Here is a 25,680-nt window from a genome sequence, read left to right as displayed (position 1 = left end):
CGGTCGTCCGGTCCGCGCAGACGCGGTCGAGCGTCCGGGTCGCGGTTCGGACGACCTCGCCGGTGATGGGTCGGCCGCATTCCTCGCATCGCGTCATGCGCGCTACGGTAGCGCCATGCGCGCTCGTCTCCGTCGTCACACCGTCACGTTCGTCCTGGCCGGCGCCGCGGTCGTCGCAGCCCTGGTCTGCGCGATCGCCGTGCGGGGTGCCGGCCCGATCAACCCGGTGTCGCAGTGGCTCGGGGCGACGGACGGAGACGTCGTCGCCACCAAGTCGCAGTTCGAGTCGTGGACGCTGGCCCTGCACGTCGCCGAGGTCGCCGCGGTGGTCGTGATCGTCGCCGTACTGGCCGCCGTCGTCTCCGCCGTCGTGAGGTCGCGCCGCTGACACGCCGTCGTCATCGCTCGACGCCGCTCCGGTCGCGCCGCTGACACGCCGTCGTCATCGCTCGACGCCGCTCCGGAGCCGAGACGCCTCCGAATTCGACGGCGTCTCGACGGGACCGCGGCGTCCGGACGAGACGACGGCGTCTTGCGAGCAAGAGCGCACCGACAGCGCCGCGAGCAACACCGACAGCACCGTGACCGACAGCACCGAGGCACGGAGAACACGTGCCGTCAGCCCCAGAACGGGGGCGCTACACGGCGCTGACCAGCACTTCCTCCACGTAGACGGAACGGTCTGCAACCCCCGCGGACTGGGGATAGGGCTGATTTGTCAACCCCGCGCGCTGGCTGCACTTCGCAACTACCGTGATCCGCAGGAGGTCGGCAGGCGGCCTCCCGGCACCCACGGGAACGGGTGCGAACCGTCACGTCAGGGAGTGACAGCTCATGCAGAAACGCGCAACCAAGCGGGCAGCCATCGCCGTCGTGCTCCTCAGCGCGGCGCTCGTCGCGGGTCCGCTCGGCCCGGTGACCGCAGCGTCGGCCAGCTCGGCACCGATCGGCAACGTCGGGAACTTCAAGCAGACCTTCCGCGAGAACTTCAGCACCGCTGCGTCCGCCAAGGGGGCGTTCGCCAAGACCTACACGAACTCGTGGCAGCCGTACCCGGACGGCACGGGTGGCATGTACTACTCGGGGGCCCTCGTCAGCGCGCACAACGGGTACATGGACGTCAAGCTCGACGGCAAGCACGGCGCCGCGGGCACGTTCGGGACGCCGTCGGGTGCGTGGGGCCACAAGGGCGGCAAGTTCATCGTCCGTGCCAAGGCGACCGGTGGCGACGGGAACGGTGCGGCGTTCATGCTGTGGCCCTCGTCGGACAAGTGGTCGGACGGCGAGATCGACTACCCCGAGGCCAACTTCGACCAGCAGCCGATGCTGCACCACCACTCGATGACGCCCGGGCAGGAGGTCAACGCGACGAGCCTGAGCACCGGGGTGTCCTGGCGCTCGTGGCACACGTACTCGATCGAGTGGATCCCGGGCAAGTCCGTGCGGTACCGCCTCGACGGCAAGGTGATCAAGACGATCACGAAGCACGTGCCGAAGACCGCGCACCGCTACATGTTCCAGGTCGGCAACTGGGGCGACACCGGCCACCTCTACATCGACTGGGTCAGCACCTACACGTACGGGAAGTGACGCCGGGTCACAGGTCGGCGTGCAGCTGCCAGGTCTCGGCGGCGGAGTCGCTCCAGTCGTACATCCGGGCACGGTCCGGACCCGCCACCGCCAGGCGACTGGCGAGGTGCGGGTCGTTCACGACCTGGTAGACCGCCTGGGCGATCCGCTCCGGGTACGACTCCTTCGGCCCGCGTGCGACGGTCACGCCGGCGTCCGAGGCGACCTCGGCCACCGCGGGGTCGTCGGAGTGGATGACGGGGGTGCCGAAGCTCATCGCCTCGATCGCGGGCAGGCCGAAGCCCTCGGCGAGGCTCGGGAACACGAAAACAGTGGCCCGGTCGTACACCACGGCGAGGTCGGCGTCGTCGATCCTGCCGAGCACCTTCACCCGGTCGCGGGACAGGCCGGCGCGCTCCGCGGTGCCGTAGACGTCGACGTCACCCCAGCCGTCCGGGCCGGAGATGACGAGCGGGATGTCGGCTGGTGCGTCGGGGTGCGCGAGCGCCTCGATCAGGGACGACAGCGCCTTGCGGGGCTCGAGGGTGCCGACCGCCAGCACGTACCGGTCCGGCAGTCCGAGCCGCTCGGCACGCAGGTCGGCGTCGACCGGCAGCCGGAGCCGTCCGCTCGGCGCGCCGCCGATGACGCGCAGCCGGTCGTCGAACCGGTGGATCTCGTTCAGGGCACTCGCCACCGCGTGGGTGGGCACCACGACGGCGTCGGCGTGCTTCCACGCACGCTTCACCATCGCCTTGTGGAAGTGGACGCCGCGCGGCGTCAGGGTCTCGGGGTTGGTCCACGGCACGGTGTCGTGCACGGTGACGACGGTCTGCCGCCCCGGGTCCTGGAAACGGTCGTGCTTGACCAGGGGAGCGAGCACGCTCGGCGCGTGCACCATGCCCTTGGCGATCCCGCCGACGAAGCCGCCCTGCCAGGCCAGTGAGAGCTCGCGGCGTGCGAGCGGCAGCCGCTGCAGCTCGGACAGCCCCGGCAGCAGCGTGCGCAGGTGGGCCATCTCGTCGGAGCTGACCGCGGACACCACCCCGGCGACGTCGCACCCGCTCGGCGCGTTCGCGACGAGGTGTCGGGCGAGCTCTTCGGCGTACCGCCCGATGCCGCCGGGGACGGGGGCGACGACCTGGTCGACGAGGACGTGGAGGGTGGTCATGGTGCTGGTCTCCTCGTCGTGGTGATGGGGCCGAGGACCGGCCCGGCGCCCGGCTGCCCGACACTACCAGGGCAGACGGGTGGCCCCCTGAGCGCGGCCGGCGGGGTGCGGCAGGGGACCGAGACGGGAGGCCCGGGGTGCGTTCCCGACGTCGGGAACGCACCCCGGGCCTCCCGGTCGACTGCCCTGCCTACGTGCTCAGCGCACCTGCGGCCACCGCGGCGCGCAGCGCTTCGCGCCAGTCGCGCATCGGCGCGAGCCCGGCACGCGACCAGCCGTCGTGCCCGAGCACGCTGTAGGCCGGACGCGGTGCGGGCCGGACGAACGCGGCGCTGTCCGTCGGCAGCACACGCTCGGGGTCGAGGCCGAGCTCGCGGTAGATCGCGCGGGTGAAGTCGAACCACGAGCCCTGTCCGGCGTTCGTACCGTGGTAGACGCCTGCTGGGGCGTCCCCGTCGACGAGCTCGACGATGCGGGCGGCGAGGTCACCGGTCCACGTCGGCTGGCCGACCTGGTCGGTGACGACGCTCACGGTGTCGTGCGAGCCGGCCAGGCGGAGCATCGTCGCGGCGAAGTTCGGACCGTGCGCCCCGTAGATCCACGCCGTGCGGACGACGTACGACGTGTCCGGGGCGATCTCGCGGACGAACGCCTCGCCGGCGGCCTTGGTGCGGCCGTAGGCGTTGATCGGGTCGGTCGGGGCGTCCTCGGCGTAGGGCGCGGTGCCGTTGCCGTCGAACACGTAGTCCGTCGACACTGTGACGAGCTTCGCACCGTGACGCACCGCTGCCTCGGCGAGGAGCTTCGGGCCGGTCGCGTTGACGGCGAAGGCGGCGTCCTCGTGGCCTTCCGCGTCGTCGACCTTGGTGTACGCAGCGGAGTTGATCACGACGTCGTGCCCGGCGACGGCGGCGTCCACCGCGTCCGGGTCGGTGATGTCGAGCTCCGCGCGGGACAGCGCGGTGACGTCGCGTCCGGCGAGCGCGGCCTGGAGGTCACGGCCGAGCATGCCGGCGGCGCCGGTGATGAGGTACCTGGTCATGCGATCGCTGCGCGCTCCTTGAGCGGCTCCCACCACGAACGGTTGTCGCGGTACCACTGCACGACGTCGGCCAGGCCCTGCTCGAACGGCACGAGCGGCTCGTAGCCGAGCTCGGCCTGGATCTTCGAGATGTCGACCGAGTAGCGCAGGTCGTGGCCGAGGCGGTCGGCGACGCGGTCGACGTACGACCAGTCCTTGCCGGTGGCGTCGAGGAGCAGCTGCGTGAGCTCCTTGTTGGTGAGCTCGGTGCCACCGCCGATGTTGTAGATCTCGCCGGCGCGGCCACGGGTCAGGACCATCGCGATGCCGCGGGTGTGGTCGTCGACGTGCAGCCAGTCGCGGATGTTGTTGCCCTCGCCGTACAGGGGGACGTGCACGTCGTCGATCAGGTTCGTGACGAAGAGCGGGATGACCTTCTCGGGGAAGTGGAACGGACCGTAGTTGTTCGAGCAGCGCGTGATCGACAGGTTCAGGCCGTGCGTGCGGTGGTAGCTGCGGGCGAGCAGGTCGCTGCCGGCCTTCGACGCCGAGTACGGCGAGTTCGGCTCGAGCGGGCGTTCCTCGTCCCACGAGCCCTCGCTGATGGAGCCGTAGACCTCGTCGGTGGAGACGTGCACGAAGCGCTCGGTGCCGTGGCGGAGCGCGGCGTCGAGCAGGCGCTGGGTGCCGACGACGTTCGTCTCGACGAAGATGCCGGAGTCGCGGACCGAGCGGTCGACGTGGGACTCGGCGGCGAAGTGCACGATCGCGTCGACCGACGGGACGACCTCGTCGAGCTTCGCGGCGTCACGGATGTCGCCGTGCACGAAGGTGTAGCGGGGGGAGTCGGCGACCGGGGCGAGGTTCGCTTCGTTGCCGGAGTAGGTCAGTGCGTCGTAGACGACGACCTCGGCGCCCTCGAGGCCGGGGTACGCGTCCTCCAGCGTGCGGCGGACGAAGTTCGAGCCGATGAAGCCGGCTCCTCCGGTGACGAGGATCTTCACGAGTTCTCTTTCCTGACGGTCGGTTCGTGGGTCGGCGGCGATTCTAGCGGGAGGCCGGTGACGGGGGTGGTCGTGGTGGTCGGCAGGTCGGCAGCGCGCCGGACGAGCACGGTGCTCGCGACGGCGGCGACGAGGAACAGGGCACCGGCCACGCCGACCGGGACCGCTCCTGCGAGCGATCCGCTGGCCATCGCGGAGAGGCCGTCGGGGGTCACCCGGAACTGGACGTCCTCCCACGCGCCGCGGTAGGCGATCCCGATGCCGTACAGGCCGATCGCGAACGAGCCGACGGCAGCGACCACGGCGAGCCGGCGGCGCAGTTCGGGGCGCACGACGAGTGCCCGCCACGCCACGGCCTGGGCCAGGACGAGCGCGACGACGGCGACGAAGAGGAACCGGCCCTGCAGCCCGTTGCCGTGGTGCGTGCCGAGGTAGTTGCGCCAGTTGTAGGCGAGGGTCGCGACGACGACCAGGGCCGGCCAGACCAGCGCGATCGTCATCACCCGGCGGTCGGGACTGCGGCGAGCGTACGACCACGCCAGGGCCACGAGCCCGACGATCGCGAGGGCGTCGATGACCACGGGCGGCAGCGGCCACTGGTTCGCGCCGAAGTCCCCGAAGAACGACGCGGTCAGTCCGTCCCACTGCCGACCGGCGAAGGCGCCGGGGTTCGCACCGCCGGCGGGGTACGGCTGCACGGTGGTCGAGGCGCGCAGGGCGTCCGGCAGCAGCGTCCCGGTGGTGCGCAGCGTGCGGATCCACCACCAGCCCGACACCGCGGCGGCGGCCACGACGACGACGGCGGCGTGCAGGACGGTGCGCGCGGCGGTGCGGCCGCGTGCGCCGCCGGCGTCGCCGTCGCCGTGTGTGCCGCGTGAATCGGTGTCGCCGCCCGCGCCCCGGTGTGCGAGCACGAACACCACCACGACGAACGGCACCGCCAGCAGCCCCAGCGCGCTGATCGCGGCCAGGCCCGTCACCGCGACGGCGAGCCCGGCGGTGGTCCACCACGAGCGGTCGCCGGTCAGGACGCGCACGCTCAACCAGACGAGGACGGCACCGAGCAGGACCATCGGCGCCCACGACGTCACCCCGGCCCCGACCTGGGCGAGCTGCGGCACCGCGAAGAGCAGCAGCGGAGCGACGAGTGCGGTGCGCGGCGACCGGGTCACCCGGCGGACCGTGGCCCACACGAGCACGGGCAGCGCGGTCACGAGCGCGACGTCGAACAGGCGCAGCACGAGCACCGAGGTCGCCCAGTCGTGCGCTCCGAACCGGATGAGGCGCAGGATGCCGGCGGCGACGAGCCAGTACGTCGGCGGGTTCTGCGACATCGGGTCGATCGCGGCGGAGTCACCGGGCACGGCGGCGAGCAGGCCGTCGACCGTGGGGCGGTCGACGGCGGGCACCGGGTGCTCGACGATCTGCCGGATCGCGGCGAGGTAGTGCATCTCGCCGCCGTTCGGCCAGCCGAGGCCGAGCGCGAGCCGGAACGCCGCGTCGACGTGCGCCGCCTCGTCGGGAGCGCCGAACGCCGGCGTGAGCAGGGCGAAGGTGAGCAGGAACGCCAGCCAGGCGACGGTGACGCTGCCGAGTGCGACCAGTTCGCGGCGGCGGGTCACGCGGGGACCCCCGGACGGCGGACGAAGCGCACGAGCAGCACCCCGGTGCCGAGCAGCGCGACGGCGGCGATCACCGCGAGCGTGACGTTGCCGCCGGCCGCGAGCATGCCGTACCGGTCGAACGTGACGATGGACCGGCCGTCGATCCAGAACGCGGCGTCGCGCCCGAACGCCCGGAGCGCGTAGACGACCCCGTACAGCGCGATGGTCGTCGCCGCCACGGACATGCCGATCGCCAGGCGCGTGGTGCCGGCCGCGCTGATCGTCACCCGGCGCCAGGCGAGGGCGCTCAGGGCGATGAGCGCGATGAGCGTGGGGTAGTAGTACCGGCCCTGGGTGCCCGCGACGATCGTGTTCTTGACGTAGCCGCCCCACCCGCTCTGCATGTGCAGGGCGATCAGGATGACGGGGAAGGACGCGAGCACGATCGCGGGGCGGAGCGACGGGCCACGACGGAACGCCCAGATCACGATGCCGGCGATCGACACGATCGTGAGCGCGTCGACCAGGAACTGCGCGAACTGGAACTGGGCCAGGCCGCCGACGCTGCCCCAGAACGTGCGGGTCACACCGTTCCAGTAGTCGCGCAGGAAGACCTCGGGGCTGGCCGACGTGCCGTCCGGGAACGGCATCGGCGGGCGTTCGGCGGCCATGCCGTCGGGCTGGATCCCGTGGTACACGAGGATGTTCCGGAGCCACCACCAGCCACCGACGACCCCGGCGATCCCGAGGGTCCAGAGCGTCCGGAGCACGTTCCGCCACACGGCGGCACGGGTGTACCCGGCGGCCATCACGGCGATGCCGACGAAGGGGACGGCGGGCAGCGCGGTGCCCTTGGTGAGCAGCATCGCCCCGAGCAGCAGGCCGATCCACACCGTGGTGCGCACCCGCAGGTCACCGGTGAGCATGCGGACGACGAAGAAGACGAGGGCTCCGGCGAGCGGCAGCATCAGGGCGTCGTTGGTGACCGATGCCCCGATCGACGCGACCTCGGGCACCGCCAGCACCGCGGCGCCGCCGATCACGGCCGCGCGGGGCGAACCGGTCAGTCGGCGGACGGTGGCCCACGCCAGGAACGGCAGCGGCAGGACCAGCAGGGCGTCGAACAGTCGCAGGGCCATCACGGCGTGGTCCCACCGGAGGTCCTCGAAGTGCACCAGGTGGAGCACCCCGGCGGCGAGCGCGTAGTAGGTCGGCGGGTGCTGTGACATCTGGTCGATGCTGGTCGGGTGCACGCCCGGGAACTCGCGGAGCAGCTCGCCCCAGGTCGCGTTCTCGCTGGCCGCCTGGTGCAGGTTGCTGACCTGCGTGCTGTGCATGGCGTTCAGGTAGTGCATCGCACCGGGCTCGGCCCAGGTGTCGCCGATCGCCAGGTGCAGCGCGGCATCGACGTGCGTCGGCTCGTCCGGAGCCTTGTAAGTGGTGGTGACGACCGCCCAGACCGCCAGGACCGCGGCGAACGCGATCGTCAGTGCGATGACGACGGTGCGTTCGGCGCGGCCCACGCTCGGTCGGACGGCGCCCGACACGGTCGGAGCCGTGTCAGTCGCCATACCGCTGCAGTTTCTGCAGGTCGAGCTGCTCCTCGGCCAGCGTGCGGTTGAGGCGGGTGAGGTCGGCGACGACGCCGATGACGATGGAGAGCAGCGCCGTGATGAGCAGCACCACGCCGAGGATGATCGACTGCAGGTGGTTGCCGGGGGTGTGCATCGCGAGCAGCACCAGGTAGCGGATGAGCGGCCAGAGCCCGAGACCGCCGAGGACCACGCTGACCCAGGCGAACAGTGCCATCGGCCGGTACATCAGGTAGACACGGGCGATCGCCGACCCGGACTCGAACATGTGCTGGAAGATGTTGCTGAAGAGCCGGGACTCGCGCGTCTTCGGGTTCGTGGTGATCGGCACCGAGGCGATCGCCAGGCGCTTGTAGCCGGCCTGCACGATGGTCTCCATGCAGTAGCTGAACCGCGTGACGATGTTCAGCCGGATGAGCGAGTACTTCGAGTACGCGCGGAACCCGCTCGCGGCGTCGGGCAGGTCGAGCCCGGCCGCACGGCTGGCGACCCACGAGCCGAAGCGCTGCATGATCTTCTTGAAGCCGGAGAAGTGCTCGATGGTGCGCGTCTGCCGGTCGCCGATGACGATCTCGGCCTGTTTCCGGAGGATCGGCTGGACGAGCTCGGCGATCTGCGCCTGCGGGTACTGGTTGTCACCGTCGGTGTTGACGACGATGTCGGCACCGTGCAGCAGGGCGTAGTCGACGCCGTCGCGGAACGAGCGGGCGAGACCCATGTTGGTGGTGTGGTGCACGAAGTGCTTCACACCGTGCTCCTTGGCGACCTCGACGGTGCGGTCGGTGCTGCCGTCGTTGATCACCAGGATCTCGATCTCGTCGATGCCGTCGATCTCCCGTGGGATGGAGTCGATGACGCTGGCGAGGGTGTTCTCCTCGTTGAGGCAGGGGATCTGGACGAATAGCTTCACGGGCTCGCTTGGTCTCGTTTCAGGAGTCGGCAGGGCGCAGAACCATGACAGCCTATGCGAACTCGGGCCTTGCTAGGCTTCCACGGTGCAGATCCGCGAACTGAAGATCCCTGGCGCGTGGGAGTTCACGCCCGTCCAGCACGGCGACGCACGGGGTGCATTCCTCGAGGCGTACCGGGCCGACGTCGTCGAAGCGACCGTCGGGCACCCGCTGGACCTCCGTCAGGTGAACATGTCGATTTCGTCGGCCGGCGTCGCGCGGGGCATCCACTACGCCCTCGTCGCGCCCAGCCAGGCGAAGTACGTCACGGCCGTCCGCGGCGCGTTCATCGACTACATCGTCGACATCCGCGTCGGCTCCCCGACCTTCGGGCAGTGGGACTCGGTCCGCATCGACGACGTCGACCGCAAGGCCGTCTACCTGTCCGAGGGCCTCGGCCACGCGATCGTCGCGCTCGAGGACCAGTCGACCGTGAACTACCTCGTCAGCGCCCACTACGACCCGGAGCGCGAGAAGGGGATCACCATCCTCGACCCGACCGTCGGCCTCGAACTGCCGGACGGCATCGGCGAGCCGGTGCTTTCCGAGAAGGACACGAGCGCCCCCACGCTCGAGGAAGCCGCCGCCGCCGGTCTGCTGCCGACGTACGAGGAGTGCGTCGCCTACACCGAGTCCCTCCGAACGAAGAAGTAAGGACGCACCGATGAAGGGCATCATCCTCGCCGGTGGATCCGGCACGCGCCTCTGGCCGATCACCAAGGGCATCAGCAAGCAGCTCATGCCGATCTACGACAAGCCGATGGTCTACTACCCCCTGTCGACCCTGATGATGGCCGGCATCCGAGAGGTGCTCGTCATCACGACGCCGGAGTACAACGAGCAGTTCAAGGCCCTGCTCGGCGACGGCTCCGCCTTCGGCATGGAGATCCAGTACGCCGTGCAGCCGTCACCCGACGGTCTCGCGCAGGCGTTCGTCATCGGCGAGGACTTCATCGGCGACGACAGCGTCGCGCTCGTCCTCGGCGACAACATCTTCCACGGCACCGGCCTCGGCACGAACCTGCGCAAGAACACCGAGGTCGACGGCGCGACGATCTTCGCGTACCACGTGGCCGACCCGAAGGCGTACGGCGTCGTCGAGTTCGACGACGACTTCACCGCCGTCTCCATCGAGGAGAAGCCGGCCGAGCCGAAGTCGAACTACGCCGTCCCCGGCCTGTACTTCTACGACAACAAGGTCATCGAGATCGCGAAGACGATCGAGCCGAGCGCCCGTGGCGAACTCGAGATCTCGACGGTCAACGAGCGCTATCTCGAGGCCGGCGAGCTCGGCGTCCAGGTCCTCGACCGGGGCACCGCGTGGCTCGACACCGGCACGTTCGAGTCGATGATGCAGGCGTCCGAGTACGTCAAGGTCATCGAGGACCGCCAGGGCTTCAAGATCGGCTGCATCGAGGAGATCGCCTGGCGCAACGGCTGGATCGACGACGCGCAGCTCGCCGAGCTGGCCGCGCCGCTGGTCAAGGGCGGCTACGGCGTCTACCTGCAGCGGCTCCTCGGCGTGCAGTAACCCACGTGACCCCCGGTTCTGGTTGGTTCGGTCGCCGTCGTCGCGACACGACGGCTGCCGACCACCCCGACCGGGAGGCCCGTCCCGCCCCCGCAACGACGGCTGACGTCGTCCGCGTGGCCGGCTTCAACCGTCCCCTGCCGCACCTGGACCGCGACGTCACGGTCCTCGTCACGACCCGGTCCGACCGGCATGCCGAGGTCGACCGCCTGGTCGCCGTCGCCCGAGCGGCCTTCGGCCGCGGCGCCGACGTCCGTGCCGTGAGCTACGTCGCCGACGCCTCACCGCGCGATGCGTTCAGCCGTCGGCTACCGTGGGTGCGGACCGTGCCGGTCGACGGCCTGGGGTCCGCGATCAACGCCGGGCTCGCCGCCGGGGTCGGGCGGGTCCTCTTGCTGATCGACACCTCGGTGTCGGTCGAGGTGTCGGCACTGCGCGACCTCGCGGCGGCGGGGTCGGTCGCCCAGGCACAGGTCCGGCTGCCGGACGGAACGCTCCGCTCGGGTGCCCGGCTGCTGCGCCCTGGCGCCCTGCCGTGGTCGGACGACCGGGCCGACGTCGACGTCGTCTTCGCGGCCGACCAGCCGGTGCTCTCGGTGCCGGGAGCGGCGCTGGTGCCGGCACCGTGCCTCCCGGACGAACGCACGACCCTGACGGCCTGGAGCCGCGCCGTCGCCGAGACCCACGGCGGGCCGGTGCGCGTCGTCGGTCAGGCGACCCGCTCGGTCGAGCCCGGCCGCACGGTCGACGCTGCGACCGTCGACGCGGTCGCTGCTTGGCGCCACCGTGAACCCGGGGGCGGCGCAGTCGTCGCAGGTCCGCCGTTGCCCCCGTGGGGAGCCCGGCCGGTGTCCCCGGCCTCGCACGCGCCCGACAGCGACGCTGATCACCTGACCTGGTCGCTGAAGATCGCCGCTCCCGCAGGGCCCGAGGGTGACGGCTGGGGCGACGTGCACTTCGCGGCCGAGCTGGCCGGGGCCCTCGAGCGGCTCGGGCAGCGCGTCCGGATCGACCGACGTGACGCCCACGTGCGGGACGACGACGCCGCCGACGACGTGACGCTCGTGATCCGCGGACTCGACCGGGTGCCGCCGAACCCTGCGTCGGTGAACCTGCTCTGGGTGATCAGCCACCCCGACGACGTGTCCGACACCGAGCTGCGGTCGTTCGATCGGGCCTTCGCGGCCGGACCGACCTGGGCCGCCGCGGCATCCGCGCGGTCGGGCGTCGACGTCGAGCCGCTGCTGCAGGCGACCGACCCGGCGGTGTTCCACCCGGGTGTTCGCTCGACGAGCAGTGCCGATGCCGACCGGGTGGTGTTCGTCGGATCGACCCGCGGCGCCGCACGTCCGGTGGTGTCCGATGCGGTGGCGCTCGGGGCGGACCTCCGGGTGCACGGGCCCGGTTGGGGAGCACTCGTCCCCGCAGAGTCGCTCGGCGAGCCGTCGCTGAGCCGGGCCGAGGTCGCGACGGCCTACGCCTCGGCGCGCGTGGTGCTCAACGACCACTGGCCGGACATGGCCGCGGGCGGGTTCGTGTCGAACCGGGTGTTCGACGTGCTGGCCTCCGGGGGAGTCGTCGTGACCGACGAGGTCGCCGGATTGGCCGAGGTGCTCGACGTCCCGACGCTGGCGGTCGCCCGCTCCCGTGACGCCCTCGCCGCGCTGCTGGACCCGGCACGAGTGTGGCCGTCCGCTGCCGAGCGGGCGGAGATCGCGTCGCGCATCGCGGCCGAGCACTCCTTCGACGCCCGTGCCGCCGTGCTGCTGACGGCGGCCCGCACCGCCCGCGCCTGCCTCCGCCCCTGACCCGTTCCACGGAACCAGGTTCCGGCGGCGGGCGGGGCTACTTGCGCGTGACCCAGCGGGCGCGGAGCGACAAGCCGGCGCGCAGGACCGCGCGCAGGGGCCAGAGCCACCACGCGCCGTACTTCCGCGACAGGAACCGGTACGCGCTGCGGTGGTGCTCGATCTCCATGCGGCGCCGGTTCGACGACGTCGAGTGCGCGCCGGTGTGGGTGACCACGGCCGTCGGCACGTAGACGTTCGCCCGGCCGGACCGTCCGACGCGCTGCCCGAGGTCGACGTCCTCGAAGTACATGAAGTACGACTCGTCGAACCCCCCGAGTTCGCGGAACAGCGACGTCCGGATGAGGAAGCACGCGCCGGACAACCAGCCGGCCTCGCGTTCGACGACCTGCGTGGTGGACCAGTACCGCTGGCTCCACGGGTTCGCCGGCCAGAACCGTGAGAACGCCGCGTGGCCGAGGCCGGTCCGGAGCGAGGGGAGCTGGCGGGCGGATGGGTAGGTCTCGCCCTGGTCGTCGAGGATCCGCGGCCCGAACGAGCCGCCGGACGGCAGTCGGTCGGCGGCGGCGACGAGCGCGTCGATCGACCCCTCGCCGAGCACGACGTCGGGGTTGGTGACGAGCAGGAACTCGGGGCGGACGTCGGGCAGGACGTCGTCGAGGGCGCTCAGCGCGGCGTCGATGCCGCCGCCGTACCCGCGGTTGCCGCCGGAGGACACCACGACGGCGCCGTAGGACTCACCGATCGCCCGGAGCGCGTCGATGTCGGCCGAACCGTTGTCCGCGATCACGACGGCGACGGGTTCCTGCGACGCACCCGCCACGCTCGCCAGGAACGGCCGGATCGTCTCGCCGGTGTTGTAGGTGACCGTCAGCACCGCGACGCGGATCACCGGGTACCCCCGACCGGAGCGACGCCTGCCGCAGCAGCGCCGGCCACGGCCGAGTACGCCTCGACGTGCACGGCTGCCGTGGCCTCCCACGTGAAGTCCGCAGCCCGGGCCAGCGCGGCCGCCCGGTGCGACGCCACGAGCGACGGATCGTCGAGGAGCCCCGTCATCGCGGATGCCAGCGCGGTGGCGGACGGCTCGGTGTAGACGGCTGCGTCGCCGCCGACCTCTGGGAGCGACAACCGCCGGGTCGTCAACACGCACGCACCGGAGGCCATCGCCTCGACCACCGGCAGGCCGAAGCCCTCGCCGAGGGACGGGTAGACGACGAACTCCGCACCGCCGAGGTACCCGGAGAGGTCCTCGAGCGGCAGGTACCCGGCCTCGATCACGTGGTCGTCCGGCTGCAGGGCGTCGAGCCGGGCGACCGCGGACTCGTCCCACCCCCGTGCCCCCGACAGGACCAGCCACGGCGTGTCCGCACCGGCGGCCGCACGCGACGCCCGCACCGTGGCGTAGGCGTCGAGCAGCGCGGTGACGTTCTTCCGCGGTTCGATCGTGCCGAGGAACGCGATCCAGGGCGCTCCCTCGGGCAGGGTCGCGGCGATCCGGGCGTCCTCGACCTCGGCGGTGGACGGCTCGTGGAACACGGCACGGTCGACGCCGAGCGGCGCCACCCGGACGTCGGCGCGGATCCCGCTGACGACCCGCGCGGCCTCGGTCGCGGTGGCCGCACTCGGCACGATGACGACCGGTCGGGTGCGCAGGGACCGGCGGCTCCACCAGGTGAAGAACGTGCGCTTCACCCGGGAGTGCCACTCCGGGTTGGAGAAGAACGTGGCGTCGTGCAGCGTGACGACGGACCCGCCGCGCCAGCCGAACGGGAACGTGTAGTGCGGGGAGTGCAGCACCTTCGCCCCGAGCCGCCGGCCGAGCGCGGGCAGCCCGGTCTGCTCCCACAGGAACCGCAGCGGCACCCGGTCGGTCCACGCCGGTGCGGTGTGCACGGTCGCGTGCGGTGCCACGGCGCGGAAGTGCGCGGCGTGCACGGGGCGGACGACCAGGTGGACGTCGAGCGCCGGGTCGGTCAGGTGCGACACGACCCCCTCGACGTAGCGGCCGACCCCGCCGAGTTCGCGCGGTACCGCGGTGCCGTCGACGAGGACGGTGAGCTGCGGCACGCGTGGGTCCTTCCGAGCGGGGGAGCGAGCTGGGGAGTGACCAGGATAGCCCTCCGCGCTCATGCGCCCGGGTCCACGCTGCGGCGTGGGACGGACGCGCGACGCGTCTCGCGGAGCCGCCGGGCGAGGTGGGCGGGCAGGGTCCCGACGACGTCGACGAACGCTGCCAGGACGAGCCGGGCCTCCCGTCGGGTCGCACCGGACAGCAGCCCGCGCAGGCCGCGGAAGAGGGTGCGGGCGCCGGCCCGCAGGACGGTCGACCAGGGCGCGTGCCAGAGCGCGACGACCAGGCGGTTGCGCGCGTTCCGGAACAGGAACAGGTCGCTCTGCACGCCGGACGACGCCGAGTGGTCGTGTTCCACGACTGCGTCGGCGGCGTGTTCGACGCGCCAGCCGCGTCGGCGCAGTCGCCAGGCGAGCTCGGTGTCCTCGTAGTACATGAACAGCGACTCGTCGAGCAGGCCGACGTCGTCGAGGGCGCTGCGGCGCAGCGCGGACGCACCCCCGGAGAACCCGAAGACGTCGACGTCGGCGACCCGGTCGACGGGCGCGAACCAGTCGCGGTCCATGCCGTTGCCGTCGCGGTCGACGCGCACGCCGGTGGAGTTGAGGCGGACCTCGCCGTCCGCCGACGGCGTCCACAGGCGGCCGTCGTGGTCCCGCAGCACGCGTTGGTCGGGTGCGGGCGTCGCGTCGACCGGGAGGCCCGTCCAGCGTCCGGCGAGCACGATGCGGCCCGTCACGGCCGCGACCTCGGGCCCCGCCTGCGTCAGGTGGTCGCGGAGCGCCCGGACGAAGCCCGGAGCGGGCACCGCGTCGTTGTTGAGCAGGACGACGACGTCGGCGTCGGCGTGCCGGATGCCGGTGTTCGCGCCGGCCGCGAACCCGCCGTTGTGCGCCCGCGCGATGACGGTGGTGCCCGGCAGGTCGCGGCGGAGCACCGGGACGGAGTCGTCGGACGACCCGTTGTCGACGACGACGACGTGGTCGGCGGTGCCCTCGTCGAGCACGGCGCGGACGGCCGCGATCGTCAGGTCGGCGCGTTCCCAGTTGACGACGACGACCGCGGTGCGCGGGACGCCAGGGGTCCGGGCGCCGGTGCCGTCGTCGGTCGGGCTCAGTCGAGCTCCTCGATCGAGGGCTGCGCGTAGACCGTGCCCACGGCGTTCTCGAACCCGGGGACCTCGAACGAGTCGCACTCCGGCATGTCGTGCAGGTGGCGGCCGGCGGAGTCCATCATCGACACGTTGATGAAGTACTTGCCGGTGCCGAACGCGGTGTCGGCGATCCGCAGGCGGAGCTTCCGGCGACCGTGCAGGGGCTGCAGCTCGAGCCCCATGATGCCGGTGGTGGTGCCGTAGACGACCTGGCCGCCGGCGTTGTTGATCTGCACCGCGGCCTCCCAGTCGGCGATGCCGTCCAGGTGCTCGAACTCCATGTCGACGACCAGGTCGTCGCCGGGCATGACCTCGGCCCGGCGCTCCTTGCCGTCGACGTGCACGCTCGCGCCGATGACCTTGCCGCGGCCGACGGCGACGTCGGTGCTGAGCTCGCCCTGGCGGCGTTCCTCGAGGACCTCGCGGAACATGCTCACCGCCTGGACGGGATCGCCGTCGTGCAGCACCTTGCCCTTGTTGAGCAGGACGACGCGGTCGCACATCTCCTGCACCTGGCTGAGCGAGTGCGTGACGATGATGATCGTCTTGCCGGCCTCTTGGAAGGTGCGGATGCGGTCGAGGCACTTGCGCTGGAACGCCTCGTCACCGACGGCGAGCACCTCGTCGACGAGCAGCACGTCGGGGTCGGTGTGCACGGCGACGGCGAAGGCGAGTCGCACGTACATGCCCGATGAGTAGAACTTCACCTGGGTGTCGATGAAGTCGCCGATCCCCGAGAACGCCAGGATGTCGTCGAACTTCGCGTCGGTCTGCTTGCGGCTCAGGCCGAGCAGCGCAGCGTTGAGGTAGACGTTCTCGCGGCCGGACAGATCGGGGTGGAACCCGGCGCCGAGCTCGAGCAGTGCGGCGAGACGGCCGCGGCGGGACACTGTGCCGGAGGTCGGCTGGATGATGCCGCCGATCGCCTTGAGCAGCGTCGACTTGCCGGAGCCGTTCTGCCCGATGAGGCCGACGGTCGACCCGGCCTGGATCGACACCGTGACGTCGTCGAGCGCCCAGAAGTCCTGCCGGTGCTTCCGGCCGGCGCGGCCGAGCGTGACGATGCGTTCGCGCAGGGTGTTGTCCTTGCGGACCGTGAAGCGCTTGCGGACGTGGTCGATGACGATGACGTCCGGACGGTCGCTGGTGCCCTCGGTGGTCGTCGGGGCGACGGGGGTGCTGATGGCCATGGTCTACAGCTCCTGCGCGAAGTTGCCCTGCAGACGGGAGAACACCCGCTGCGCGCCGAGGAGGCAGAGGACACCGATGACGAACGCGATGCCGAGGCGCAGCATCAGGTGGTCCGGGTACGTGACGTCGGCCGGGTCGTGCAGCCAGATCGCGTTCTGCAGGCCGAGCACGGCCAGCGTCAGCGGGTTGTTCGTGTAGGCCGTGATGAGCCAGTCGGTGTTCACGGTGGCGACCACCCGCGAGTACGAGTACACGATCGGCGAGGCCCAGAGCAGGACCATCAGGCCGACGTCGATGACGAACTGCACGTCGCGCAGGTAGACGTTGAGGGCCGAGAGCACCAGGCCGATGGCGGCGCCGTAGACCAGGATCACCGCGAGCGACGGGATCAGGTAGACGAGCCCCTCGTGGAACGGGAAGACGCCGATGACCACGGTCGCGGCGAGCAGGATCGCGAACTGGATGGTGAAGTTCACCAGGGCCGCGCCCACGCTGGCGAGCGGGAAGACCTCACGCGGGACGTAGACCTTCTTGATCAGCCCGGAGTTGCCGACGATCGAGCCGGTCGACCCCGCGACGATCTCGCTGAAGAGCGTGTAGGCGGTCAGGCCGGTGAAGACGTAGATCGCGAAGTTGTCGATGCCGTTGGCGGCCCCGAGGACCTTGCCGATGACGAAGTAGTAGATGAGCAGCTGGGTCAGCGGGCGCACCAGCGTCCACACGAACCCGAGCGCCGAGTCCTTGTACCGCGCCTTCAGGTCGCGGCGGACGAGCATCCCGAGCATCTCGCGCTGTCGGAAGACGTCACGCAGTTCACGCCAGGTTCCGCGGAAGGCACTCGTCGGAGCGCCGATCACGACGAGGGGTTCCTTCGCGAGCGCCGCCATGCGGGCTTGATCGACCATACGTCTCTTCGTTCGTGGGGGCAGGACCGGAACAGCATACTCACCGGGCCCGCGCGGCAGGGATGGGCGACGGACGTCGTGCACCCCGAGTGGGGGTGATTCCGGACGATCCAACCCTCAACCTTCACTTTCGGGTTACCGTTGTTGCAACCCGGACCCTTGTCAACATCCTCAGGACGGCCCGTCAGCATGCTCCTCGCATCCAGGCCGATCGCTGCGTTCGCGGTGGTCGGTGCACTCAGTCTCCTCGTGGCCGGTTGTTCCGGTGGTGGCGACGACGCCGCCCCGTCGCCGTCCTCGTCGGCCTCGCGCACCGCGAGCCCCACCCCGACCGCCGACGACTCCCAGGCCGCCGAGCCCACGGACACCGCGTCGACACCCGGCGACGACGACACGTCCGCCGCTGACGACGACACCCCCGGTGCCTTCCCCGGCAGCGGCGCGACGAACCAGCCGGACACCGACCCGTCCGACTTCCCGGCCACCGCGGTCGTCACCTACGCGGGCTGGGACACCGGCTCGAAGACGCTGCAGGCCGGCGGACTCGTCTCCGGCACCACCGACACCAGCGGGAAGTGCACCTTCACCGCGAAGCAGGGCGGCGTGACGCGCACCGCGACGAGCACCGCCCAGGCGAGCGCCTCGTCGGTCAACTGCGCGCAGGTCGCGTTCCCCGCGGCCCAGGTCCCCAGTGGCACATGGTCCGTCACCCTCACGTACGCCGTCGGGTCCGCCTCGACGACGTCCGACCCGATGCCGGCGGAGGTGCCGTGATGCAGTCCATCCAGACCGAACCGGACCGGCGGCGTCGCCGGCCCCTCCGGACGTCCCTCGCCCTCGTCGCCGCACTCGCCGTCGCCGTCAGCGGCCTGACGTTCGGCACGATGCTGTCCGAGCAGACCACGACCGAGTCCGCCTCGGCCGCGGTCGCGGGCGACTTCGACCCGGGCAACATCATCAGCGACGCGAACTTCTACAACGGCTCGGCGATGAACGCCGCCGCCGTGCAGTCGTTCCTGTCGAGCGTCGCCCCGAACTGCCGGAAGTCGTCGAGCGGGCCCGCCTGCCTGAAGGACTTCTCGCAGAAGATGAGCGGGATCGGCGCCGTCTCCGGCCGGTGCAGCGCCATCGCCGGTGGCACGAAGTCCGCCGCGACGATGATCGCCCAGGTCGGTGCCGCGTGCGGGATCAGCCAGAAGGTGCTCCTCGTGCTCCTGCAGAAGGAGCAGGGGATCGTCACGACGTCCTCGCCGACGTCGTACATGTACCTGCACGCCACCGGCTTCGCCTGCCCGGACACCGCCCCATGCGACCCGGCGTACTTCGGCTTCGGCCAGCAGGTCTACGCCGCGGCCCTGCAGTTCAAGCGGTACCAGGCATCGCCGACCTCGTGGGCGTACCAGGCGGGCCGGACCAACTCGATCCTGCTCAACCCGAACGCCGCGTGTGGTCGGAAGTCCGTCTACATCCAGAACCAGGCGACCGCCGGGCTGTACATCTACACGCCGTACACCCCGAACACCGCCGCGATGTCGAACCTCTACGGCACCGGTGACAGCTGCTCGGCGTACGGCAACCGCAACTTCTGGCGCATGTACACCGACTGGTTCGGCTCGGCGACCGGTGGTGGCAACCCGTACGGCAACGTCGACGCCGTCACGGCCAGCTCGACCTCGTCGATCACGGTCACCGGCTGGGCAGCCGACCCGGACACGTCGAACGCGCTCCGCGTCGCGCTGTACGTCGATGGCGAGGGCGCGAAGACGGTCACGGCGAACGTGAACCGTCCCGACCTGTCGGCCACCCTCGGTGCGAACAACCTCAAGCACGGCTTCGACACGGAACTGACCGGTCTGAGCCTCGGCAAGCACTCGGTCTGCAGCTACGCCATCAACCAGGGCAAGGGGTCGAACACCCTGCTCGGCTGCTACACCCGCACCGTCACCAGCGAGGCGCCGAAGGGTGCGCTCGACACCGTCACCGGCGGCGTCGGCACGATCACGGCGACCGGCTGGGTGCTCGACCCCGACTCGGCGAAGCCGGGCCCGTGGAAGATCCTGGTCGACGGCACGAGCCGCGCGACCGGCACCGCGAACCTCAAGCGCACCGACGTCGCGAACGTCTACCCGGGCGTCGGCAGCACCGTCGGCTTCTCGAAGACCATCGGCGGCATGACGCCCGGCAAGCGGACCGTGGCGCTCTACACCCAGGACAAGCCCGGCACGGGCTACGTCAAGGTCGCGTCGAAGACCGTGACCGTCGACGCCCCCTCGACCGGCAAAACCGGCAAGACCGGAGCGGTGCGCGGGTCCTACGACTCGGTCACCGGCGGCGTCGGCACGGCCACCGTGCGCGGGTGGGCGATCGACCCGGACGTCTGGGACCCCGTCAAGTACAAGATCCACGTCGACGGCGTCAGCACGGACAGCGGGAGCGCCGACGCCACCCGCACCGACGTCGAGGCCTCGCACCCGACCTGGGGCTCGGACGTCGGCCTGACGCTCCGCCTCACCGGGCTCACGGCCGGCAAGCACACGGTCCGCGTGTACTTCCAGGACCTGCCGAGCGGCAAGTACGTCAGCTTCGGGACGAAGACCGTGACCGTCACCGCGGCCGCGTCGGGAGAGCCCACCGACCCGTCGGGCACCACCGGCAAGACCGGGAAGACCGGTTCGGTCAAGGGCGCGTTCGAGTCCGTCACCGGCGGCGTGAACAGCGCCACCGTGCGGGGCTGGGCGATCGACCCCGACGTGTGGGACCCCGTGCAGTACAAGATCCACGTCGACGGCGTGGCCATCGCACCGGGTGCCGCGAGCGCGAAGCGCACGGACGTCGAGGCGGTCCACCCCGCCTGGGGCTCCGACGTGGGGCTCGCGCTGAAGATCGGCGAGCTGAGCGCCGGCACGCACACCGTCCGCGTGTACTTCCAGGAGCTGCCGAGCGGGACCTACAAGAGCTTCGGCACGAAGAACGTCACGGTCACCGATCCGCCAACCACGGGCAAGACCGGCAAGACCGGCTCGGTCAAGGGCCTGTACGAGTCGGCCACCGGCGGTACGGGGACCATCACGGTCGCCGGCTGGGCGATCGACCCGGACGTCTGGGACCCGGTGCAGTACAAGATCCACCTGGACGGCGTCGCGGTCGCCCCGGGCACGGCGAACGCCGCCCGCACCGACGTGCAGGCCGTGCACCCGGACTGGGGTTCGGACGTCGGGCTCTCGCGGAAGTTCACCGGCCTGAAGGCGGGCAAGCACACCGTGCGCGTCTACTTCCAGGACCTGCCGAGCGGCACCTACAAGAGCTTCGGCACGAAGACCGTCACCGTGCGGTAGACGGTCACCGAGACGGACGGGAGGCCCGTGGCGGATCCGCCACGGGCCTCCCGTCCGTTCGTGGTCGCGCCCAGGGCGCGCTCGCCCGTCAGCGGCGCACGCGCCGGGCCACCAGGCCCACACCGTGCAGCAGCCGGTACTCGGGCGAGCGGGTGAGGCCCGCGAACCGCGCCGCGATCTGGTCGCGCTCCGCCTCGGCCTGTCGGCGCGCGGTGTCGTACGCACCGACCTGCTGCTCGGACGCGACGAGCCGCTGGTTGATGTCCTGCACCCCGGACAGGTGCACGTCGCGGTCGTGCTCGGCCTGCCGCAGGACCTCGCGCTGCGCGGTCGCCCAGCGCAGGAACGCGCCGCGCTGACCGGACCGACCGGACGCGATCGCGACGGCCGCGTCGAGGACCGGGCCGACCTGCTCGGCGCGGGTGCGGAACGAGTGCCGCTCGACGACCACGGCACGGAGCCGGGCGGTCAGGGCCGTGCGCTCGTCGCGGGGCATCGCGAGCGCTCGCTCGAGCGAGGCGGCGTCGTCGAAGACCGGCACGTCGGACAGGCCGAGTTCGTCGAGACCGAGCGTGCAGTCCGTGACGGGCAGCGCGCCGGCGGCGAGCGACTCGAACAGTCGGGAGTTCAGCGTGCCGTACTCGGCGGCCGGTGCGATGACGTCGTCGACGACGAACCCGGCGGCGCGGTAGACCTCGGGCAGTGCGAAGTACGACACCGCCGGGCGCAGCTCCACGCCGGCGGTGGCCTCGACGTGGTCGACGTTCGCGGCGAACCAGACGATCGGCTCGGCCGGCGCGACCTCGGCGAGGACGTCCTGCACGCGGCGGCGGACACCCCAGAAGTTGACGGTCGTGACGGCGCGGTCGGTGCGCTCGCGCGGTGCGGGCGTGTCCGTCGTGAAGAGCTCGGTGTCGACACCGATCGGGACCACCTCGACCGGGCCGTCGTACTGCGCGGCGACGGCGTCGCGTGCGGGAGACGACGACGTCCACACCGCGTCGAACTCGTCCAGGTAGGGCAGCGCCGCCCACTTCGCGGTCCAGTTCCGCACCCACGCCACCAGCGCGGTACCGGCGGGGACGTACCCGGGCACGAACGACTCGATCATGCTGACGACCACGGCGGTGTCGGCGGGGACCTCCTCGCCCCAGCGCTCGAGCGGCCACATCGCGACGCCCCAGCCCTCGGCCCGGAGCGCCCGCGCGAGCCCGAGGGCGACGAACAGGTCACCCTTGCCCTCGGTGGGGTCGGCCGTCGACACGGCGAACCGGACGGTGCCACGGGGTCCCTCGACGTGCTCGCCGGCCGCGATGGCCTCGTACTCGGCGCGGAGGGGAGCGGACAGGGGCGTGTTCGGGATCACTGCGGCGGTCACCCGGCCCATTCTGCACGAATCGGCGCCCGCCTCAGGGGAGCGGCGGGGCGCGCCTTGTAGGGTGTCATCGGTCCGCGGCACCCCGCGGCCGAGCCATCGACCCGCGCACGTCTGCGCGCCAGCTGCTGGAGGAACACGCGTGACACAGCGCAAGCCGGGAGTCGTCTCCGTCATCCTCGTCAACTACAAGGGCACGGACGACACCCTGACGAGCATCGCGGAGCTCCGCAAGCAGGACTGGCCGCAGGACAAGCTCGAGGTCATCGTCGTCGAGAACGGCTCCGGCCCGGAGCACCTCGGACGCCTGCAGGCCTCGGACCTCGACTTCACCCTGATCGACGCCGCCGCCAACCTCGGGTTCACCGGCGGCTGCAACCTCGGCGTCGAGAAGTCCTCCGGCGAGGTCGTCGCGTTCCTGAACAACGACGCCCGCCCCGACACCGGCTGGGTGCGCGAGGCGATGGCCACGTTCGCGTCCGGTGCCGACATCGGTGCCGTGGCGTCGAAGGTCCTCGACTGGGAGGGCGTCAACATCGACTTCACCGAGGCCGCGATGACCTGGTACGGCATGGGCTACAAGCCCTTCGCCGGTTCTCCGGACACCGGCCGCTGGGAGAGCGAGACGGACGTCCTGTTCGGCACCGGTGCGGCGATGTTCATCCGTGCAGAGCTCTTCGAGCAGCTCGACGGCTTCGACGACCGCTACTTCATGTTCTACGAGGACGTCGACCTCGGCTGGCGCCTCAACCTGCTCGGCTGGCGCTTCCGGTACCAGCCGAAGTCGGTCGCGTTCCACAAGCACCACGCGTCGATGAACAAGTTCGGCGACTTCCGCGAGACCTACCTGCTCGAGCGGAACGCCCTCTTCACGCTCTACAAGAACCTCGGCGACGAGCAGCTCGCCGCCGCGCTGCCCGGGTCGCTCGCGCTCGCCGTCCGCCGTGCCGTGGGCCGCGGCGAACTCGACTCCACCGAGCTCGACCTGCGGAACCCCGGCGACGACAGCGTCCCGACGATCCCGGTGCCGAAGACGAGCATGGCCGGCATCTACGGCGTCGACCAGTTCGTCGAGCAGCTGCCGTCGATGACCGAGTCCCGCCGCGCGATCCAGGCCACGCGCGTCCGCAGCGACCGCGAGCTCCTCCGCCTGTTCGGCAACCGCGACGAACCCGCCTACCCGATCGAGAACTACCTGGCCGGCTACGACAAGATCGTGCACTCGCTCGGCGTGCTCGAGGTCGGCACCCGTCGCCGCATCCTCATCATCACGGGCGACTCGATCGGCGCGAAGATGGCCGGTCCGGCGATCCGCGCCACCCAGATGGCGAAGCAGCTCGCGTCCGAGCACGACGTCCGGGTCGTCAGCCTGACCCGCTCGTCGCAGATCGACCCGTCGTACGACGTCGTCACCGTCCCGCACCGCCACCCGCGGCAGATGGTCGAGCACGAGGGCTGGGCCGACGTCATCATCGTCCAGGGTCACGCGCTCCGGCTGTTCCCGGTGCTCGAGTCGACGAGCAAGATCCTGGTCGTCGACGTGTACGACCCGCTGCACCTCGAGCAGCTCGAACAGGGCCGCAGCGACGACGTCGACCAGTGGAACCGTCAGATCCTCGACGCCTCGGACACGCTCAACCACCAGCTCGAGCTCGGTGACTACTTCATCTGCGCGTCCGAACGGCAGCGCATGTTCTGGCTCGGGCAGCTCGCCGGCTCCGGTCGGGTGAACGCCCGCACGTACTCGCGCGACGCCGACCTCCGATCGCTCATCGGCGTCGTCCCGTTCGGGCTGTCCTCGACCCCGCCGGTGCACGACCAGCCGCGCGTCAAGGGCGTCGTGCCGGGCATCGGCAAGAACGACAAGCTCGTGGTCTGGGGCGGTGGCATCTACGACTGGTTCGACCCGATCACGCTCGTCCGCTCGATCGCGCAGCTCGCCGTCCGCCGCCCGTCGGTGAAGCTCTTCTTCATGGGCGTGCAGCACCCGAACCCCGACGTGCCCGAGATGGACATCGTCGCGAAGGTCCGTGCCGAGGCCGACGCCCTGGGGCTCACCGGCAAGCACGTGTTCTTCAACGACTCGTGGATCCCGTACGAGGAGCGTGGCGCGTACCTGCTCGAGGCCGACGCCGGCGTCTCGACGCACTACGAGCACCTCGAGACCACGTTCTCGTTCCGCACCCGCATCCTCGACTACCTGTGGGCTCGCCTGCCCATCGTCACGACGGCCGGTGACTCGTTCGGCGACCTGGTGGCGGAGCAGAAGCTCGGCGTCGCCGTGCACGAGCAGGACGTCGACGGCCTCGCCACGGCACTCGAGACGGCGCTGTTCGACAAGAAGGCCCGTGCCGAGTTCATCGGCAACGTCGACCGCGTGCGCGAGCAGTTCACGTGGGAGAACGTGCTGGCCCCGCTCGTCGAGTTCTGCCGGAACCCGATCCGTGCGGCGGACAAGTCGGTGCGCGACACCACCGCCACGATCGCGCCCCACACGATGCGCGTGCGCGTGCCGGACCGCAAGAAGCTGTCCGGCGTCCGCTACGACGTCGGCCGGGCGGTGCACTACTTCCGCACCGAGGGCCCGCGCAGCGTCGCGGGGAAGATCAAGCGGCGCCTCGGCAACCGGTGAGCCCAGCCGACCCCACGGCGCTCGTCATCGTCCCGACGTACGACGAGGCCGAGAACATCCGGGCCATCACCGACGCGATCCTGACGGCGTCGCCCGGTGCGCACCTGCTCGTCGTCGACGACGGCAGCCCCGACGGCACCGGCGACATCGTGCGGTCCCTCGCAGCCACCGACGACCGCGTGCACCTGCTGCAGCGCTCCGGCAAGCTCGGGCTCGGCACGGCGTACGTCGCCGGGTTCCGGTGGGGGCTCGAACGCGGCTACCCGCTGCTCGTCGAGATGGACGCCGACGGCTCGCACCCCGCCGACCGGCTGCCGGCCCTCATCGACGCCGTCGCCGCGTCGGACGACGTCCTGCTCGCGATCGGGTCCCGGTGGGTGCCCGGCGGGTCGGTCGTCGACTGGCCGCTCCGTCGCCAGGCCCTGAGCCGCGGGGCGAACACCTACGCGCGGTTCGTGCTCGGGCTCGACGTGCGGGACATCACCGCCGGGTACCGGGTCTACCGCTCGTCCGCGATCGCGCGGATGGACCTCGGCTCGATCGACTCGAAGGGGTACTGCTTCCAGGTCGACATGACGCTGCGCGTGGACGCCCTGGGCGGTCGCATCGTCGAGGTGCCGATCCGGTTCCGCGACCGCGTGCACGGGGTCTCGAAGATGAGCCGCTCCATCGTGCTCGAGGCCATGCTCCGCGTCACCCAGTGGGGCCTGCAGCGTCGCCTCGGCCGCCGTACCCGCCCGTAGCGCTCGCCCCCGCGCCCGCGCC

General features: G+C 71.2%; 21 protein-coding genes. 9 read left to right on the top strand and 12 right to left on the bottom strand.

The window, feature by feature from the left end:
* Positions 1-115: 115 nt before the first annotated feature.
* Both ITJ59_RS14045 and ITJ59_RS14040 read left to right on the top strand, forming a co-directional pair.
* On the top strand, positions 116-388 hold the full coding sequence (locus ITJ59_RS14045) for a hypothetical protein (protein WP_194651936.1): 273 nt from the start codon (positions 116-118) through the stop codon (positions 386-388).
* A gap of 446 nt (positions 389-834) precedes the next feature.
* Positions 835-1,590 (top strand): glycoside hydrolase family 16 protein, encoded by a 756-nt coding sequence (locus ITJ59_RS14040; RefSeq protein WP_194651935.1) that lies wholly within the window; start codon positions 835-837, stop codon positions 1,588-1,590.
* 7 nt (positions 1,591-1,597) lie between these two features.
* Here the strand turns inward: ITJ59_RS14040 and ITJ59_RS14035 are convergent, their stop codons facing one another.
* From ITJ59_RS14035 to ITJ59_RS14010, 6 genes are all read right to left on the bottom strand, one after another.
* A complete protein-coding gene (locus tag ITJ59_RS14035) occupies positions 1,598-2,740 on the bottom strand; it encodes a glycosyltransferase family 4 protein (RefSeq protein ID WP_194651934.1) in 1,143 nt (380 codons plus the stop codon).
* A 190-nt stretch (positions 2,741-2,930) separates the two neighbouring features.
* Entirely contained in the window at positions 2,931-3,782 is an 852-nt protein-coding gene (gene rfbD / locus ITJ59_RS14030; protein ID WP_194651933.1) for a dTDP-4-dehydrorhamnose reductase, read from the bottom strand.
* Entirely contained in the window at positions 3,779-4,765 is a 987-nt protein-coding gene (rfbB, locus tag ITJ59_RS14025) for a dTDP-glucose 4,6-dehydratase (RefSeq protein WP_194651932.1), read from the bottom strand. Before rfbB ends, rfbD begins: the two co-directional genes overlap by 4 nt.
* Positions 4,762-6,387 carry a glycosyltransferase family 39 protein gene (locus tag ITJ59_RS14020; protein ID WP_194651931.1) on the bottom strand — a complete coding sequence of 542 codons (1,626 nt, stop codon included), beginning with the start codon at positions 6,385-6,387 and terminating at the stop codon, positions 4,762-4,764. The genes rfbB and ITJ59_RS14020 overlap by 4 nt, the downstream gene beginning before the upstream one ends.
* A complete protein-coding gene (locus ITJ59_RS14015) occupies positions 6,384-7,940 on the bottom strand; it encodes a DUF2142 domain-containing protein (protein WP_194651930.1) in 1,557 nt (518 codons plus the stop codon). The genes ITJ59_RS14020 and ITJ59_RS14015 overlap by 4 nt, the downstream gene beginning before the upstream one ends.
* Positions 7,930-8,871, bottom strand: a complete 942-nt coding sequence (locus tag ITJ59_RS14010) for a glycosyltransferase family 2 protein (RefSeq protein WP_194651929.1) — start codon at positions 8,869-8,871, stop codon at positions 7,930-7,932. Before ITJ59_RS14010 ends, ITJ59_RS14015 begins: the two co-directional genes overlap by 11 nt.
* Positions 8,872-8,956: 85 nt before the next feature.
* Here ITJ59_RS14010 and ITJ59_RS14005 point away from each other — a divergent pair, with 85 nt between their 5' ends.
* Genes ITJ59_RS14005 through ITJ59_RS13995 form a run of 3 tightly spaced genes read left to right on the top strand, consistent with a single transcriptional unit; the run spans position 8,957 to position 12,250 of the window.
* On the top strand, positions 8,957-9,565 hold the full coding sequence (locus ITJ59_RS14005) for a dTDP-4-dehydrorhamnose 3,5-epimerase family protein (protein ID WP_194651928.1): 609 nt from the start codon (positions 8,957-8,959) through the stop codon (positions 9,563-9,565).
* A 10-nt stretch (positions 9,566-9,575) separates the two neighbouring features.
* Entirely contained in the window at positions 9,576-10,442 is an 867-nt protein-coding gene (rfbA, locus tag ITJ59_RS14000; RefSeq protein ID WP_194651927.1) for a glucose-1-phosphate thymidylyltransferase RfbA, read from the top strand.
* A 5-nt stretch (positions 10,443-10,447) separates the two neighbouring features.
* On the top strand, positions 10,448-12,250 hold the full coding sequence (locus ITJ59_RS13995; RefSeq protein ID WP_194651926.1) for a glycosyltransferase family protein: 1,803 nt from the start codon (positions 10,448-10,450) through the stop codon (positions 12,248-12,250).
* Positions 12,251-12,287: 37 nt separating this feature from the next.
* On the opposite strand, the gene ITJ59_RS13990 is transcribed toward ITJ59_RS13995, so the two are convergent.
* From ITJ59_RS13990 to ITJ59_RS13970, 5 genes are read right to left on the bottom strand one after another with little or no spacing between them, the layout of a single operon-like run.
* Positions 12,288-13,142 carry a glycosyltransferase family 2 protein gene (locus ITJ59_RS13990; RefSeq protein ID WP_194651925.1) on the bottom strand — a complete coding sequence of 285 codons (855 nt, stop codon included), beginning with the start codon at positions 13,140-13,142 and terminating at the stop codon, positions 12,288-12,290.
* Positions 13,139-14,320: a glycosyltransferase family 1 protein gene (locus ITJ59_RS13985; RefSeq protein WP_323749512.1), complete on the bottom strand. Its 1,182-nt coding sequence runs from the start codon at positions 14,318-14,320 to the stop codon at positions 13,139-13,141. Before ITJ59_RS13985 ends, ITJ59_RS13990 begins: the two co-directional genes overlap by 4 nt.
* Positions 14,321-14,379: 59 nt before the next feature.
* A complete protein-coding gene (locus tag ITJ59_RS13980; RefSeq protein ID WP_323749511.1) occupies positions 14,380-15,519 on the bottom strand; it encodes a glycosyltransferase family 2 protein in 1,140 nt (379 codons plus the stop codon).
* Positions 15,438-16,667, bottom strand: a complete 1,230-nt coding sequence (locus tag ITJ59_RS13975; RefSeq protein WP_194651923.1) for an ABC transporter ATP-binding protein — start codon at positions 16,665-16,667, stop codon at positions 15,438-15,440. The genes ITJ59_RS13980 and ITJ59_RS13975 overlap by 82 nt, the downstream gene beginning before the upstream one ends.
* A 3-nt stretch (positions 16,668-16,670) precedes the next feature.
* Positions 16,671-17,573: an ABC transporter permease gene (locus ITJ59_RS13970; protein ID WP_194651922.1), complete on the bottom strand. Its 903-nt coding sequence runs from the start codon at positions 17,571-17,573 to the stop codon at positions 16,671-16,673.
* A 189-nt stretch (positions 17,574-17,762) separates the two neighbouring features.
* On the opposite strand from ITJ59_RS13970, the gene ITJ59_RS13965 reads away from it, so the two are divergent.
* Positions 17,763-18,347, top strand: coding sequence for a hypothetical protein (locus tag ITJ59_RS13965; protein WP_194651921.1), 585 nt, complete (start codon positions 17,763-17,765; stop codon positions 18,345-18,347).
* The gene (locus ITJ59_RS13960) at positions 18,347-20,908 is read left to right on the top strand and encodes a hypothetical protein (protein WP_194651920.1); all 2,562 of its coding nucleotides are present in this window, start codon (positions 18,347-18,349) and stop codon (positions 20,906-20,908) included. Before ITJ59_RS13965 ends, ITJ59_RS13960 begins: the two co-directional genes overlap by 1 nt.
* Positions 20,909-20,996: 88 nt before the next feature.
* On the opposite strand, the gene ITJ59_RS13955 is transcribed toward ITJ59_RS13960, so the two are convergent.
* The gene (locus ITJ59_RS13955) at positions 20,997-22,286 is read right to left on the bottom strand and encodes a glycosyltransferase family protein (RefSeq protein ID WP_194651919.1); all 1,290 of its coding nucleotides are present in this window, start codon (positions 22,284-22,286) and stop codon (positions 20,997-20,999) included.
* 139 nt (positions 22,287-22,425) lie between these two features.
* Here ITJ59_RS13955 and ITJ59_RS13950 point away from each other — a divergent pair, with 139 nt between their 5' ends.
* Both ITJ59_RS13950 and ITJ59_RS13945 read left to right on the top strand, forming a co-directional pair.
* On the top strand, positions 22,426-24,915 hold the full coding sequence (locus ITJ59_RS13950) for a glycosyltransferase (protein WP_194651918.1): 2,490 nt from the start codon (positions 22,426-22,428) through the stop codon (positions 24,913-24,915).
* Positions 24,912-25,658 (top strand): polyprenol monophosphomannose synthase, encoded by a 747-nt coding sequence (locus tag ITJ59_RS13945; protein WP_194651917.1) that lies wholly within the window; start codon positions 24,912-24,914, stop codon positions 25,656-25,658. Before ITJ59_RS13950 ends, ITJ59_RS13945 begins: the two co-directional genes overlap by 4 nt.
* Positions 25,659-25,680: the final 22 nt, after the last annotated feature.

This window comes from Curtobacterium sp. VKM Ac-1393 (assembly GCF_015350995.1).
Taxonomy (GTDB): domain Bacteria; phylum Actinomycetota; class Actinomycetes; order Actinomycetales; family Microbacteriaceae; genus Curtobacterium.
This window is presented reverse-complemented; position numbering and strand designations above follow the sequence as displayed.